General features: G+C 50.0%; 18 protein-coding genes. 2 read left to right on the top strand and 16 right to left on the bottom strand.

The window, feature by feature from the left end; genetic code table 11:
* Positions 1–21 precede the first annotated feature (21 nt).
* From ACMV5I_RS05185 to ACMV5I_RS05205, 5 genes are all read right to left on the bottom strand, one after another.
* On the bottom strand, positions 22–573 hold the full coding sequence (locus ACMV5I_RS05185) for a fimbrial protein (protein WP_024528168.1): 552 nt from the start codon (positions 571–573) through the stop codon (positions 22–24).
* Positions 574–983: 410 nt separating this feature from the next.
* Entirely contained in the window at positions 984–1,499 is a 516-nt protein-coding gene (locus tag ACMV5I_RS05190; RefSeq protein WP_414823795.1) for a hypothetical protein, read from the bottom strand.
* Between the two features lie 434 nt (positions 1,500–1,933).
* Positions 1,934–2,410, bottom strand: coding sequence for a hypothetical protein (locus ACMV5I_RS05195; RefSeq protein WP_414823796.1), 477 nt, complete (start codon positions 2,408–2,410; stop codon positions 1,934–1,936).
* A complete protein-coding gene (locus ACMV5I_RS05200) occupies positions 2,394–3,203 on the bottom strand; it encodes a winged helix-turn-helix domain-containing protein (protein WP_414823797.1) in 810 nt (269 codons plus the stop codon). The genes ACMV5I_RS05195 and ACMV5I_RS05200 overlap by 17 nt, the downstream gene beginning before the upstream one ends.
* Before the next feature lie 567 nt (positions 3,204–3,770).
* Positions 3,771–4,472 carry a pirin family protein gene (locus ACMV5I_RS05205; protein WP_098929722.1) on the bottom strand — a complete coding sequence of 234 codons (702 nt, stop codon included), beginning with the start codon at positions 4,470–4,472 and terminating at the stop codon, positions 3,771–3,773.
* A gap of 107 nt (positions 4,473–4,579) precedes the next feature.
* On the opposite strand from ACMV5I_RS05205, the gene ACMV5I_RS05210 reads away from it, so the two are divergent.
* Entirely contained in the window at positions 4,580–5,485 is a 906-nt protein-coding gene (locus ACMV5I_RS05210) for a LysR family transcriptional regulator (protein WP_021180661.1), read from the top strand.
* 242 nt (positions 5,486–5,727) lie between these two features.
* Here the strand turns inward: ACMV5I_RS05210 and ACMV5I_RS05215 are convergent, their stop codons facing one another.
* The 11 genes from ACMV5I_RS05215 to ACMV5I_RS05265 all read right to left on the bottom strand — a co-directional run bounded on the left by ACMV5I_RS05215 (position 5,728) and on the right by ACMV5I_RS05265 (position 13,216).
* Positions 5,728–6,714, bottom strand: a complete 987-nt coding sequence (locus ACMV5I_RS05215) for a glutathione S-transferase family protein (RefSeq protein ID WP_414823798.1) — start codon at positions 6,712–6,714, stop codon at positions 5,728–5,730.
* 78 nt (positions 6,715–6,792) lie between these two features.
* On the bottom strand, positions 6,793–7,188 hold the full coding sequence (locus tag ACMV5I_RS05220) for a DoxX family protein (protein ID WP_202672031.1): 396 nt from the start codon (positions 7,186–7,188) through the stop codon (positions 6,793–6,795).
* A 279-nt stretch (positions 7,189–7,467) separates the two neighbouring features.
* Positions 7,468–7,755 carry a YqjK-like family protein gene (locus ACMV5I_RS05225; RefSeq protein WP_024483096.1) on the bottom strand — a complete coding sequence of 96 codons (288 nt, stop codon included), beginning with the start codon at positions 7,753–7,755 and terminating at the stop codon, positions 7,468–7,470.
* On the bottom strand, positions 7,733–8,152 hold the full coding sequence (locus ACMV5I_RS05230; protein ID WP_021180657.1) for a phage holin family protein: 420 nt from the start codon (positions 8,150–8,152) through the stop codon (positions 7,733–7,735). The genes ACMV5I_RS05225 and ACMV5I_RS05230 overlap by 23 nt, the downstream gene beginning before the upstream one ends.
* Positions 8,153–8,154: 2 nt before the next feature.
* Complete coding sequence (locus ACMV5I_RS05235; RefSeq protein ID WP_024483095.1) at positions 8,155–8,460, bottom strand: DUF883 family protein; 306 nt, start codon at positions 8,458–8,460, stop codon at positions 8,155–8,157.
* A 163-nt stretch (positions 8,461–8,623) separates the two neighbouring features.
* Entirely contained in the window at positions 8,624–8,995 is a 372-nt protein-coding gene (locus ACMV5I_RS05240; protein ID WP_024483094.1) for a DUF1090 domain-containing protein, read from the bottom strand.
* Positions 8,996–9,208: 213 nt separating this feature from the next.
* On the bottom strand, positions 9,209–9,580 hold the full coding sequence (mzrA, locus tag ACMV5I_RS05245) for an EnvZ/OmpR regulon moderator MzrA (RefSeq protein WP_121609042.1): 372 nt from the start codon (positions 9,578–9,580) through the stop codon (positions 9,209–9,211).
* Positions 9,580–10,254: a DedA family protein gene (locus ACMV5I_RS05250; protein ID WP_021180653.1), complete on the bottom strand. Its 675-nt coding sequence runs from the start codon at positions 10,252–10,254 to the stop codon at positions 9,580–9,582. Before ACMV5I_RS05250 ends, mzrA begins: the two co-directional genes overlap by 1 nt.
* Positions 10,255–10,386: 132 nt before the next feature.
* Entirely contained in the window at positions 10,387–10,836 is a 450-nt protein-coding gene (locus ACMV5I_RS05255; protein WP_121607919.1) for a hypothetical protein, read from the bottom strand.
* A 187-nt stretch (positions 10,837–11,023) separates the two neighbouring features.
* On the bottom strand, positions 11,024–11,800 hold the full coding sequence (gene exuR / locus ACMV5I_RS05260) for a transcriptional regulator ExuR (RefSeq protein WP_024483091.1): 777 nt from the start codon (positions 11,798–11,800) through the stop codon (positions 11,024–11,026).
* Positions 11,801–11,917: 117 nt separating this feature from the next.
* Positions 11,918–13,216: an MFS transporter gene (locus ACMV5I_RS05265; protein ID WP_121607918.1), complete on the bottom strand. Its 1,299-nt coding sequence runs from the start codon at positions 13,214–13,216 to the stop codon at positions 11,918–11,920.
* Positions 13,217–13,612: 396 nt separating this feature from the next.
* On the opposite strand from ACMV5I_RS05265, the gene uxaC reads away from it, so the two are divergent.
* The gene (gene uxaC, locus ACMV5I_RS05270; RefSeq protein ID WP_414823799.1) at positions 13,613–15,025 is read left to right on the top strand and encodes a glucuronate isomerase; all 1,413 of its coding nucleotides are present in this window, start codon (positions 13,613–13,615) and stop codon (positions 15,023–15,025) included.

The raw sequence follows: 15,025 nt of genomic DNA on the forward strand, positions 1-15,025 counted from the left end.
GTCACCTGCCATCAGAAATGGTTAGTTATAAATAAAGCTAAATGTGATAGGTACACTAATATTTTCATTTGCGATGGCTGAGATATTATTTGTTGCCAACGCGACGCTTAAAGGAATCGACTTTTCAAAGTCGCCAATTGCTGGCGTGCTACCCGCAGTTCCGACAGGAATGTGGTCTCCACTTTGCAAGATGGTGCCATTATGTTTGACCATGACCCCGATATTGGATCTATTATTGGTGTTAAAGATATTGTTGTCGCCACCACTTAATGTCGAACCCGCAATGCGCAAACTCGCGGTATCACCCTCCGCTAACGGCTCCTCACAATTCGAAATTCTCACATCAAAACTTTGTGCGGTCGTATCAATAAAACTATTAGCGACGGTGAAAACATCTTTTCTATGGTTACCCAGGTTCAATCGATCGGTCACGGAAACATCACAGGTCGCAGTGACGATGTTAGCTTCTATCGTGATCATGGCATTACTCGAAGAACCAGCTGCAAGGGCCGTTCCAGTTGAGGCTAATAGTAACAAAGCGGCTGGTGACAAAGTTAAAAGTGTTGTACGCATGGTTTTATTTCTCCAGTAACTCGTTGATTAAGGATTTTGAGTGTGCCCTAGAGGGAGCGATAAACTTAATGATTTAGTCTCATTAAGGTTTAGTTAAGACTCTTCAGGTTTTTCTTTAACGAAATCTTGTTTTAACAAATTGATTTAAAAGGATTTATCATCATTAATAAGTGTGTCATTTAAAAAGAGAAATGTAGAATTTTAGCCTGAAAATGTTTGAAGCATGTCCTCTAAGTTCTCCTGCGGAGGCTAGTTTTTGAAGCCAGTTGCTTGCACATAATCGTCTTATCCAAAAGCGTGGGAATAAAGTTGATAGATGTCTAAGTATGAATGGAGAAAATATGAGGAAAAGTGACCAGCAATGAAACTCTCAATGTGCAGATAGATATCTATTACTAAAAGTATTAGTTCTACTCATCTTTTAAAAAATTAGAGCAGTATACATAGGGCATTGTTTTGGTTGAGATGTAATAACTTCCATTACGATTCTTAGCGAAGAAAAAAACCATAGGGTAATCATCAACTAAATAAAATCGAGATAACATCAGGTCTAAAAACAAGGATTCGTCCACATCATTGGTTTCAGTCACCCAGTTTTTCTTTGATGTTAATAAAACATCATCATTAATCGTAGTCACATCAAAAAATGTTCTTCGGCTTACCGTGCCTATTCTTTCATTGTTTTTATAAACAATGCCATCAATATAGACAATGCCATTTTTATCATTTATTGAAAACTCGAGCGTCAGTTCTGTCATTAACCCCAGTTCTTCTCTATGAATGGCCATGTTCGCATTGCAAATAATAATATCACTTTTATCAACCCTAAATTTCAATAGTAAAAATAAAGCTGAAGAGACAAAAGCAATAGAGAGTATTATTTTTAATATAAAGTAAAATTTATTTGCAAAGGCGGTGTCTTTCATTAAATAAAAACCTTATTGTTTTAAGCTTATTGCCCAGACTTTACTTAAAAATAGTTGTTTCTTGTTTTCATCAATATGCGAGCTGATAAATTAGAGTAGCAAGTAAAGCATAAGTTAAAAAATAGTATAAATTATAAAGTCTTAATAAAAGAGTAGTTAATGAATTCATAGAGAGAGGCCCATGCCAAAGCGGCGATCAAGTTCTATATCTGGTTGTAATTAAAGATAATTATATGATTTTAGTATAGGCAAGTCACAACTCATACGGAGTTCGGATGGGGGGGATTTTAACGTAGGGTTATCTAATTAAGATTTGATTAATATTCAGATAACCTTAGAGGAAAACTATGGCATAGAATCGAATAAAACAGTTAAATTCTCTCTGTTTTAAATAGGAACGTCTATGCCACCGCTTAAGTAGAACTCTCAATAAACTAATCCTTATTGCAAAGAAAACTCGCCACATCATTAGATTCAATAATATAATTATTATCGTTAACTCGATAAATGGAAATTAAGATATTACTACCAACCTGAGACATAAAACTAGGTAGCATTTTCTCAAGAGCTGTTCGGCTCACTTCATCTGAAAGACTAATCTCAATTGCAGTAAAAGTCAAAACCGTTTTACTATCAATATCGGAGATATCAAATAATATCTTACGGGTTAATTGATAAGGGGTGTTATTATTAGTAACAACGCCATTGATAATCATATAACCATTTTTACTATAAAAATTAATCTCAACATTAGACTTAATGTTGAAATCTTTACTATACGTATAATGAACGCCGTGGCAATTAAGTTTTTTATTGTTGTCATCCACTAAAAAATAAGCATAAGCGATAGCTGAAACAATCATGATGACAGCGATGAGAATCGGGAGTGTATATTTAGTGTTTAATTTCATTTAAACCACCATGATTGACGAATATTTCAGTTTTACAATTATTTTTCTTGCTATAATTGACTTCATGCTCACAAGAAATGACTGATATTGTAGGGTGCCTTGATGTGTAGTTTAAGTAAATATAAGGGTACGTTTTACACTCTAATGATTGTGTACTTAGAAAAGCGTTGATTTTCTCTTGACTTCCCAAGTTATGTAATTCAGTGCTGGTAAATATACTACATTCATCAAATTTTGATAAAAATGTGAAGTTTTTAGGATAATCCATTATTCTTTTAGGAATGCTTTTGTTAATAAAATAAATAACAATCCCAAATAAAATAAACATAGAGGTGACCAGTAACACAATATTATGTTTTTTATATTTACTTTGGGTTGTTAAGTTTTCATCTTGGCGATGAGGGGCAATATTTTCACTAATAACGTCATTAACTTCATCTTCAGGGTCAATATCGACTTCGCACTCTGCAACTTTGGTGACCGTAAAGATAAATCCTTTGCCTCTTACCGTCGTGATCGTGTCCCCAGATAACCCTATATCTTGTAATGCTTTACGCAGCAATGAAATATTTTGATACAAGGTATTTGGTGTGACATTGACACCATTATCACCCCAAGCAATTGAATACAAATCACTTTGAGATATTATCAAACCAACACGATTGACAAATGCCTCGAGTAATTGTGCTGTTGGTACGTTGATTTTAATGCGAGCACCACTCAACGAAGATGAGAGGGTAGCACTTTCAGGGTGAAATGAAATATTATCATTTATAGTATAACATTTACTCATGCCAATTGTGTCCAATGATACGTATCAAAACTTTATTATAGATAGTCATCAATAATAAGCAATACCATCTGTGTGTGATGAACACGAGTGCGTCACATGTTGTAGGCACGGCTTTTGTGCAATCACATCACCTCTATATCGATTTTCTCAATTTGAAGGGTAAGTCATCGGGTTCAATAAGGGCTTTGATACCTTGAGTCTCAAAACTATAAGGTGTGTTTTCAAAGTGGAAAGTGACGGGTTGATAGCAGGATATTTGAGAAAGACTAGTATGCATGATGCCACCAGTCTGGGATCGCCTGGCGGTACTGTTGATTTATGCGTAATACAGAAGAAAGCCAAACCGACGGTAGCAACATTATCTTTTGATGTTTAGTCGGGTAATTGTTATGGCATTGAATATTAATAAATCTATAGAAATTATGGCATGCGGTCAGAGATACACATGAGCTATTAACCCCATGTGTATGCTGCGGGAGTCAGCTGTTGGGTTTGACTAGTGGGTTTACTGGCCATATAGATAACCCGCGTGACGAGAGTCGCGCGGGGTTTTTCTTTATCTATATCCTACACTGGCAAATCAATCAGCAGTGCACGTAGCGGCGCTTCGGCCTGGATGGTTAGGCGGTTTTCCTCGCGGATAAACGCGCCGTCGCCACAGGTCAGGCGCTGGCTCTGGTGATGGTCGCCATTGACCTCAACGGTACCGTGGATCGATTGCAGGTAGGCACGTGGCCCATGCAGAGTAAGCGTCTGCTGTGCTCCCGCCGGTAAGTTCAAATGATGTATCCAGACCTGTTGGCGCAGTTGCAGGCTGCCTTGAGCACCATCCGGTGAGGCCAGTAGCGTATAGGGCTGATCTGGCAGGCTCAAACGCTGCACACGCTCGTTACTGCGCTCTGGGCAGGCATCCAGCCACAGTTGCATCCGGGTCAGTGGCGTGCTGCTGCTGACGTTCTGTTCGCTATAGCTAAGCCCCGGCTGCGTAGCCAGCAATAACGCCTCTCCTGCCGCTGCGCGTACGGTATTGCCGTCGCTGTCCCGGTATTCGGCTTCACCCTGCAGGATCAGATTCAGTATATCTACGTTGGGATAGGTGCGTGGCTGGAAGGCGGCACCCGGTGCTAATACCTCTTGATTCAGTACCCGCAGCGACGCATAGCCCATCAGTTTGGGATCGAAGTAGTGGCCAAAGGAAAAGGTATAACGAGCCTGCAGCCAACCAAAGTCAGCTTGCCCGCATTGTTGTGCTGTTCTGCATGTGATCATGGCAATCGGCTCTCTAAATTCAATCTCTTGATGGTAAGCATCTGGACGGCGGATTGTTAGCCAGTTAATCTGGTCGGTATATTCAAATTTCCTGATAGAGAGTTTCGATGGCCAGAGATCGGGCGTTAACGCTTGAAGCGCTTAGGGTTATGGATGCGATCGACCGCCGTGGCAGCTTTGCCGCCGCCGCCGATGAGCTGGGGCGAGTGCCTTCGGCACTCAGCTACACCATGCAAAAATTGGAAGAAGAACTGGATGTGGTGCTGTTTGACCGCTCTGGGCATCGCACCAAATTTACCAACGTTGGGCGTATGCTGCTTGAGCGTGGCCGCGTACTGCTCGAGGCGGCGGACAAGCTGACGACCGATGCAGAGGCATTGGCGCGGGGGTGGGAAACTCATCTCACCATCGTCAGTGAAGCGCTATCCCCTGCCTACAAGCTGTTCCCCTTGGTTGATAAGTTGGCGCTGAAGGCCAATACCCAGGTTTCGATCTTTACCGAAGTGTTGGCCGGGGCATGGGAGCGGCTGGAGCAAGGGCGGGCCGATATCGTTATTGCGCCGGATATGCACTTTCGCGCCTCTTCTGAAATCAACACCCGCAAGCTGTATAAGGTGATGAGCGTGTACGTTGCCGCACCGGAACATCCGATCCACCTGGAGCCGGAGCCGCTGTCGGAGCTGACGCGGGTGAAATACCGTGGTATTGCGGTTGCAGATACCGCGCGGGAGCGGCCAGTGCTGACGGTGCAATTGCTGGATAAACAGCAGCGCCTGACGGTGAGTACCATCGAAGATAAGCGCCGCGCCTTGCTGGCTGGGCTGGGGGTTGCCACCATGCCATATCAGATGGTGGAGAAGGATATCGAGCAGGGGCGTTTACGCGTGGTGGGGCCGGAATATAGCCGTGAGGCGGACATTATCATGGCCTGGCGGCGCGACAGCATGGGCGAGGCTAAATCCTGGTTCCTGCGTGAGATCCCACGCCTGTTTGCACGCGAGGAGAATCAGTAACTTCTTCGCATTCTCGCATTTTATAAGGCCCCTCACCCTAACCCTCTCCCACAGGGAGAGGGGACCGATCGAGTTCGCTAATTGCTCTGCGTTTTATCCTGCCTACTCCCTATTTTCCGAAGTTGTACGGGCTAATTACGCACTCCGGGCAGCTCCCTCTCCTTTTTGGGGAGAGGGCTGGGGTGAGGGGGGATTTGCGACGACGGAATAACAGACAGCACGCTATTTTCTCGCCCTACCTATCAACCAAAGCGCACATCGCGCCCGTGGGGTTCATCCAGATCCTGCGCGGGGCCGATCGAAATGATCCCATGCGGATTGATGGTGGCATGGCTGCGATAATAGTGGTTGCGGATATGCGCCATATCGACCGTTTCGGCAATCCCTGGCATCTGGTAGATATCGCGCAGGAAGCCGTACAGGTTGAGATAGTCGCTGATGCGGCGCTGGTCACATTTGAAGTGAGTGACGTAGACCGGATCGAAACGGATCAGCGTGGTCCACAGGCGCAGATCGGCCTCGGTGAGTCGATCACCGGTCAGATAACGGTGCTGGCCGAGGATCTGCTCCAGCCGCTCCAAAGAGGCAAACACGCCGTTCACCGCCTCGTCATAGGCATCCTGGCTGGTAGCAAAACCGGCCTTGTACACTCCGTTGTTTACCGAGTCGTAAATCCAGTCGTTGAGTGAATCGATCTTTTCACGCAGTTCTGCCGGGTAGTAATCTCCAGCCCGAGCGCCGACGGCGTCGAAAGCGCTGTTGAACATGCGGATAATATCGGCAGACTCATTGCTGACGATGGTCTGTTGCTGTTTATCCCACAGCACTGGCACGGTAACGCGGCCGCTGTACTGCGGATCGGCCCGTAGATAGAGCTGGTAAAGAAAATCGGAGTGATACAGCGCATCGCCGGTTGCTGCCGGGAAATCCTGGCCGAAGGTCCAGCCGTTTTCCAACATCAGCGGATGCACCACGGAAACCGGGATGGTTTGCTCCAGCCCCTTCAGCTTGCGCATCAGCAGGGTACGGTGTGCCCAAGGGCAAGCCAGGGAAACATACAGATGGTAGCGATCTTGCTCGGCTTTAAAACCCGCTTTGCCATGCTCTCCCGCTGCGCCATCAGGGGTGACCCAATTGCGAAACTGAGAGGTTGAACGCTTGAAACGGCCCCCGGTGGATTTGGTGTCATACCAGGTGTCTTGCCAAACGCCATCAACGAGTTGTCCCATGAGATCCTCCAAAATATCCGAGAGTGAAAGTCAAAAGGCCCGGCATGAAGAGCCGAGCCTTTTGGCGATATTATAAGCTTACCACTTTTTGTTCAAAATGCGGTCAATGCTGAAGCCGCCAGGGCCTGCAACCGCCAGCACGATGAAGCCACCGGCAATGGTCAGGTTTTTCATAAACATCAGCTGGTTCACGCCGTCGGCAAAGTTGGTGTGGAACAGCAGCGCGGTCAGGATGGTGAAACCGGCAGTGAACAGTGCCACGGTACGGGTCAGGAAGCCGAACAGGATTGCCAGGCCACCGCCGAACTCCAGCAGGATGGTCAGTGGCAGCAAGAAGCCAGGTACGCCCATCGACTGCATGTATTGTTGGGTGCCGGCATAGGCATCACCCATTTTGCCGTAACCTGCAACGATAAACAGGATTGGCATCAGAATACGAGCAACCAGCAAACCTGCATCTTCTAATTTTTTCATCATTAACTCCAAAAAGTGTTGTTGCTTGCCAATCTTGGCATTGGTACCGCCAGGGGGCCTTGTAGCTGCCATGTCCGGTTGATGGAGTGAATGTTAGACGGGAACGCTGCGGGTTGTTAGCAAGTAAAACTGTCGTAATTTTTCAAAAAATCTGAATATCTGCCATGAGATAAAAGAATTTTTAAATCAATACGTTAGCATGTTACGTTGGATTTTTGGATAGAAACCACGCAGAGGGGAGGGATTACCAACGGGATAATTGAACCTGTGGCAGCGCGGTTATTTTTTAGGAAGGGCGTTACGGATCAGGCGAACGGTGCCCCAGACGCTGAGCGCCCGCCGTGACCAGCGGATCAACTTGCTAGGATGGCGGATGCCGTACAGCGCAATCACACTGGAGCCAATAGCCATATATTTACGCAGACCATATAGGGTCTGCCAGCTGCGATCAAAGGATTCGGTCTTTTGCAGCCACTGGCTTTTGTTGGCGGCCAGATCCAGACGTTGTTGCTGGATCTGCCGGATGAGTTGCTCTTTTCTGCGTTCACGGTACTGGCGGCGATTCATGTTTCTCCTCCAGTTCAGCACGGTCGAGTTCCAATTGCTGACGTGTTGCCCCTAACAGTGTCGAACGGCGAGCCTTGGACAGCGTCCAGACAAGCCCCACAACGGCCAGGAACAGCAGAACGGCGGTTGTCGTACCCAACGCCATCAGGCGATAAGCGGGGTCGATAGCCCAGAAGATGAGGATTAACAGGCTCATCAGGCCGAAGGCGGTAAACAGCAGGGTAAGCCCCGCCATCATCAGCAACTGGATGAGGTTGGCTTTCTCCTCTTCCAGCTCGATAACGGCCAGACGCACCCGAGTTTCCACCATGCCGACCATAATGGTGACAATCCGTTGGGCGATATCCAGGACCCCTTTACCGGGGCCCTGAGCGCGCGTTTGCGGCTGCTCTGCCATAATCAGCGGCGCGCGAGCAGAACGCCTAACACCACGCCAACCGCGGCGCCGATACCGATACCGGTCCACGGGTTTTCACGCACGTAATCATCAGCCTGGCCAGCCATCTGCTTGGTTTGGTGGGCCAGTTTGTCACTGGCATCGCTCAGACGGGCACGGGTTTCTTTCAGTGCGCCTTCTGCTTTGGAGCGCAGTTTGTCCAGTTCAGCTTTAGGTTTATCGGTGGAAGAGTTCAGCACTTCTTCCAGCGTATCGGCCAGGGACTTCAGTTCAGCGCGTAAATTTTCTGCATGTGAATCATGTGCCATTTCGATAACTCCTTAACATTAACTTCGACAGACTTTTAACATAGCGGATTTATTCACTTAAGCAAAGGGCTTATCCCCGGTGGATATCACTAACCAATGTCATTATTGGTTGGTAAAATCCCGCCAGATGGGGCTCTTATCGATAAATCCGCTAATATAAAAATTATTCGGCCTGCGCGGCTTTCAGCTCTGCCTGGGCTTCTGCCAGCTTTCTCTGCTTGTTGGCGATTTTATCTGCCTTGCCGGTTTCCTGAGCCTCTTTCAGCTCCTGCTCACGCTCGGCCACTTTCTCCTGCTTATCAGCAATCTTCTTCTGGCGATCGGCTTGTAAACCGGCTTCGGTGCAGTGGGTTTGTACTTCGCTCAGGGCTTTCTGCAGGCCTGCCACGCGGTGGCTGTTGCCGTGCTTAGTGGCATAATCGATCTGGGTCTGGATCTCCTGGGCTTTGCTGGCACAAGTCTCGACCGCTGCCTGTGAAAGCGCAGAAAAAGTGAACAGGGGGATGGCCAGTAACAATGTGTGGCGTAATTTCATGATTTCAATTCCTTAATGCTGGGAGATCACGAGGATGCTCCCGGTTTCCTGCTGCCCAAGGGGCAGTACGACAGGTGGCCTACGCGGCTGACCCATGCAGACAATCAGCATAGTCACAAATTGCGTAGAACCCCAAATGTAGGGGCGCTGCATGCTGCGCCCGATTAGCCGGATGTAACGACAGCTAAGATAATCCCTTAAATGAGAAAGGGATTATCCCAGATTAAGTGGCGCACGTGCAAATTTACGCACCCAGCGGCTGGGGATAGGAGACTCGTTCAGGGCAATGGAATAACCGGGGGGCAGGATGTTTTCCAGGGCTTCACGGGCCAGCAACTGCTGTTCAGGGGAATCCAGGCGGATCACCAGGCCATCGCCCTCCGGCGTAATGCTTTTGATGCGGATACCGCGTTCATCCAGGCGCTGATAGACGTAAAAACCATCTGGCAACGATAAGCCCTGCTGAACCACGTGAATACGCAGTTCGTTTTCCGTACGCAAGATGTAAGGCGCCAGCACGGCGGCCAATGCCAGCAATGGTAATAAAAGCATCAGCGCGTATTGCCAGCGTGGGCGTTTGGCTATCACGCGTCTTTGCCTGCACGGTCGGCGCGCTTTTTGCGCCACAGTACCACTAGCGAACCGACCAGCCCGGCGACCAGTAGCACCAGTGGCAGCATCATCAGGCCGAACATCAACTGGTCTTCATACTTGCGGAACATCGGGGTTTTCCCGAGGGCAAAACCGACCGATACCAGGATCAGAACCCACAGCAGGCCACTCATCCAGTTAAAGAACTGGAAGCGTGCGTTGCTCAAACCGGACAACCCGGCAATGGTAGGTAACAGCGTACGGACGAAAGCCAGGAAACGGCCAACCAGCAGGGCCGACAGGCCATGGCGGTGGAATAACTGGTGGGCACGCTGATGATAATGGGCCGGTAGATGAGCTAGCCAGCCCTGTACCGTAGGCGTATTGCCTAGCCATCGGCCTTGTATGTAGCTAACCCAGCATCCCAGGCTGGCTGCGGTGGTCAGGATAAGAATGGTCACCGGGAAATTCATGGTGCCTTTGGCGACCAGGACGCCGACCAGGATCAGCAGGCTATCACCCGGCAGGAAGGCGGCGGGCAGCAGGCCATTTTCCAGAAATAAAATCATAAACAGCAAGACGTACAGCGTCCAGACCAACGAGGGATTGGCCAGCGTTTCAAAGTCTTGCTGCCATAAGGCATCCAACAGTTGCTTAATGATATCCATCCGGTGTTCCTAAAAACGTCATTGTTATTTTCGTTCAGCGGCTGGGGGGCGGTAAGCTCGCGGAGGGCCCTGGCTGCTGAAGATGATGAACGGTGTTGCTTTATTCTTTGGTTCTTTTGGGGCGACACCGGATCATGAGTGATACGTTAGCGAGCCACGGTAAAGTATATTGCTCTCTTTCCAACCCCCGAGCCTGCTTTGCTGCTGCGGGAAGTTCAGCGTCCAATTGACCTGCCGCAACCGGTTAGGGGCTGGGTTATCTGCCTGCCGCTGAGGCCTCAGGCGGTAGCCCAGATCTGTTGCTAAAGTATAGGTCGGAACCGACTGGGTCGGGGCCTGCAACGAGCTGGGGTAGGAATGCATCCGGGGCAAAGACAGCAGTAGTTTGCTGAGGGGCTTGCGGCGGAGTTCACTGTGCGGACGGTAATCCTGATCGTAGGGGGAAACCACATGCTCATCAAATAATGCCTGAGCACTTAACGCGGAAGCTAAGGCTGCGGTTTGTGCTGCATAGAGCTTTGGGCCGGAGACCGAACCGGTCCAGCAGGAAAGAGCAATAAGCATGGCAAACAACCAGCGCATGTATTCGCGTTCCACCCCAAAGTCAGTCGATAAAAAAGTGGGCTAACTCTACCAAAATAGCACGATTGGCAACAGGGAAATCTACGTGGTCGCTGGGGAAATATCGCGCAGTGGGCGGCTGTACCGGGATCGATTCAGCCGTTTTTACAATACCTGACATTCGGTGCGATTTCTTGACGCCAAAACCCTATTTGGTGGTGGTGGCCATATTATCCAAATGGATCACCGGATTCTCGGCAAACAGGTAGCGATCGGCGTTGTATTCGAAATCGTCGGTGGTGGCATTGAACAGCATCTGCTTGGTGTTTTCCAGATGTTGCCACATGGCCAGTTTGGCACCGTGAGGATCTTTACGTATCAGCGCCTTAAGGATCTCATCGTGATCGTCGCACCAGCTGGCAATGGAGCGCTCATCGATATGTTCGTGCAGTTTGATCCAGTAAGGGTTGCTGACACGCTGAGCCCACATTTTTTCCACTATGGTGGCCATGGCGGTATTCTGGGTCGCCAGCGCGACCTGAACGTGGAATTTGAGATCCCATTGCGAATCGCGGAAGCGATCCTCTTTGCGCGCCTGCTCCTGGATCTCCATCAGTTGGACGATATCCTGTTTGGTCACCTGGGTGGCGGCGAACTCGGCGATGTTACTTTCGATCAACTGGCGCGCCTGTAGCAGTTCAAAAGGCCCAGAGGTAGCGAATTCGAGGCTTTCGCCCGGAACCACGAGGTGCTTCTGCTGGTTGGAGATCACATGGATGCCCGAGCCTTTGCGCACTTCGACGTAACCTTCCACCTCCAGCATGATGATCGCCTCACGCACCACGGTGCGGCTAACGTTCATCTCTTCTGCGATATAACGCTCGGCTGGCAGTTTCTCACCGACCGGGTAGACCCCGCCCTCAATGCGCCGTTTTAGCTCGGCGGCCAATTGCTGATAAAGGCGTCTGGTTTCAGTGAATTCCATAGTGAATACTCGGTGGTAGAAGGGCGTGATGCCATAGGACCTGTTATACCACTTATCCGTTGTAGCTGCTAGCGAGTCAGATGCGAAAAACCCGGCACAAAGGCCGGGCTGTGGGGGTTAGCTGCTGGCATCTGCCGTTTGTAATCGTTCCTGTTCCAGTTCGGAAACCGGCTTGTTTTGTAGCACGGTCCAGATCACGATGGCGGCCAGGATATCGAACACCGACAGGGCGGCGAACAGCGGGCTGAAGCCCATGGTGTCAGCCAATGCGCCGACCACCAGAGCGAACATGGTGCTCGCCGTCCATGCAGCCATACCTGTCAGCCCGTTGGCGGTAGCGACTTCGTTGCGGCCAAAGACGTCCGACGACAGGGTGATCAGCGCACCGGACAGTGCCTGGTGGGCAAAGCCCCCGATGCACAGTAAGGCAATGGCGACATAAGGGCTGGTGAACAAGCCGATCATGCCTGGGCCAATCATCAACACGGCGCCCAGGGTGACCACCAGTTTGCGTGAGACGATCAGGTTGACGCCGAAATGTTTTTGGAAGAATGGCGGCAGATAGCCACCCAGGATGCAGCCGAAATCGGCGAACAGCATTGGCATCCAGGCGAACATGGCAATTTCTTTCAGGTTGAAGCCGTAAGCCTTGAACATGAACAGCGGGATCCAGGCGTTGAAGGTCCCCCAGGCGGGTTCAGCCAGAAAACGCGGCAGCGCGATGCCCCAGAACTGGCGGTTACGCAGGATCTGCCAGGCGGACATCTTCTTGGCATTGCTGGTCTGGTGGTGCGCTTCCTGACCATCCAGAATGTAGCTGCGTTCTTCGGAACTGAGTTTCTTCTGGTCTTTCGGGTGCTTATAGAAGATCAGCCAGCAGATGGCCCAGATCAGGCTCAGGACACCGGTAATGATAAACGCCATTTCCCAGCTGTGCGCCACAATCGCCCAGACCACCAAAGGGGGAGCGAGCATCGCGCCCACCGAGGATCCGACGTTAAAGTAACCCACCGCGATGGAGCGCTCTTTGGCCGGGAACCATTCGCTACTGGCTTTCAACCCGGCAGGGATCATCGCCGCTTCGGCCATACCGACCGCACCACGGGCCATAGCCAGACCGACCCAGCTGTTGGCCAGCGCGGTGCCCATACAGAAGATGGCCCACAGGATGGCAAACATCGCATAGCCGATTTTAGTGCCGAGCACGTCGAGGATATAGCCTGCAACGGGCTGCATCAGGGTATAGCAGGCTGAATAGGCGGCAACAATATAGGAATACTGTTGGGTCGTGATCCCCAGTGAACCTTCCAGCGAGGGGGCTGCGACGGACATCGCATTGCGGGTCAGATAACCGAGCACGGTGCCGATAGTCACCAGGCCGATCATATACCAGCGTAAGCCTTTAATTTTACGCATCCCAAATCTCTCCCAGTCTAAAAATTTCGGCCACCGGCAAGCCTGTGGCGGTCATGGTGGTGATTCCTTTTCATCTGGTTGTCGGTATTCCGCTTACCGACGCCGTCCTGCGCGTTGCCATTGAACCGTGGTTATAAACCAGTAGCAGGGTGGCGAGAAGATAACTTGTCATACAGATTTAAAAGTTGAGTGATATCACAAAAACCATTATTTTTTTAAGTGATAATGCTGGTCATCATAAGGCATTGGTTTAATGGGAGTCGTCTGGATAGGCGCTTGGAAGCCGTGATGATGGGTTAACCAAGGTGAAATTTAGCTAGACTCCATGATGAATTGGTGTGATAACTTTCCAAAAGTTGACAGCAAGGCTAGCCAGGAAAAAGGTGAGGAACCCATATGGCCACGTTTTTGAGCGATGATTTCTTGTTAGACAGTGAATTTGCCCGCCGCCTGTATCACGACTATGCAGCGGATCAGCCTATTTTCGACTATCACTGCCATCTGCCACCGCAACAAATTGCCGAAAACACTCGTTTTAAAAACATGTACGATATCTGGCTGAAGGGCGATCACTATAAGTGGCGTGCGATGCGCACCAACGGCGTGGCTGAACGCCTGTGTACCGGCGATGCCTCTGACCGGGAAAAATTTGATGCCTGGGCGGCAACGGTGCCGCATACCATTGGCAACCCCCTGTATCACTGGACGCACCTGGAACTGCGCCGTCCGTTTGGCATCACCGGCAAGCTGCTCTCCCCGACTACCGCAGATGAAATCTGGCAGCGCGGTAATGAACTGCTGTCGCAGGAGGCTTTCAGCGCTCGCGGCATCATGAAACAGATGAAGGTGAAAATGGTGGGCACCACCGACGATCCGATCGACGATCTGCGCCACCATCAAGCCATCGCTGATGACAGCAGCTTCGATATCAAAGTATTGCCAAGCTGGCGCCCAGACAAGGCCTTCAATATTGAAGCCGCTGGGTTTAATGACTATATGCAACAGCTGGAAGCCGCCGCAGACACCTCCATCAGCCGCTTCAGCGATTTGTGTGATGCGCTGAAAAAACGTCTGGATCACTTTGCCGCTCACGGTTGTAAGGTTTCCGATCACGCGTTAGACGTGGTGATGTACGGAGAGGCCGATGAGGCCACGTTAGACAAGATCCTGGCTCAGCGCCTCAGCGGAGAGCTGCCAACGCAGCAGCAGATTGCCCAGTTCAAGACCGCCGTCCTGCTGTTCCTGGCTGCTGAATATCAGCGCCGCGAGTGGGTGCAGCAATACCACATCGGTGCGCTGCGTAATAACAATAGCCGGATGTTCAAGACTATCGGCCCGGACATTGGCTTCGACTCCATTAACGATCAGCCGGTAGCCGAATCACTGTCCCGCCTGCTGGATGCTCAAGCCAAGCAGGGGGCGCTGCCGAAAACCATTCTTTACTGCCTGAACCCACGGGATAACGAAGTGATCGGCACCATGGTCGGCAACTTCCAGGGTGAAGGTACGCCGGGCAAGATCCAGTTTGGTTCAGGCTGGTGGTTTAACGATCAGAAAGACGGTATGCAGCGCCAGATGACGCAGTTGGCACAGCTTGGGCTACTTAGCCGCTTTGTGGGCATGCTGACCGACAGCCGCAGCTTCCTTTCCTACACGCGTCACGAATACTTCCGCCGCATCCTGTGCCAGATGATTGGCCGCTGGGTGGAAGATGGCGAAGCACCGGCGGACATTACGTTGCTGGGTGAGATGGTGAAAAACATCTGCTTCGACAATGCCAAACACTATTTTGCTATCGAATTAGCGTAG

Origin of the sequence: Serratia sp. T13T92 (assembly GCF_047530105.1) — a bacterium.
Lineage (GTDB): Bacteria > Pseudomonadota > Gammaproteobacteria > Enterobacterales > Enterobacteriaceae > Chania > Chania fonticola.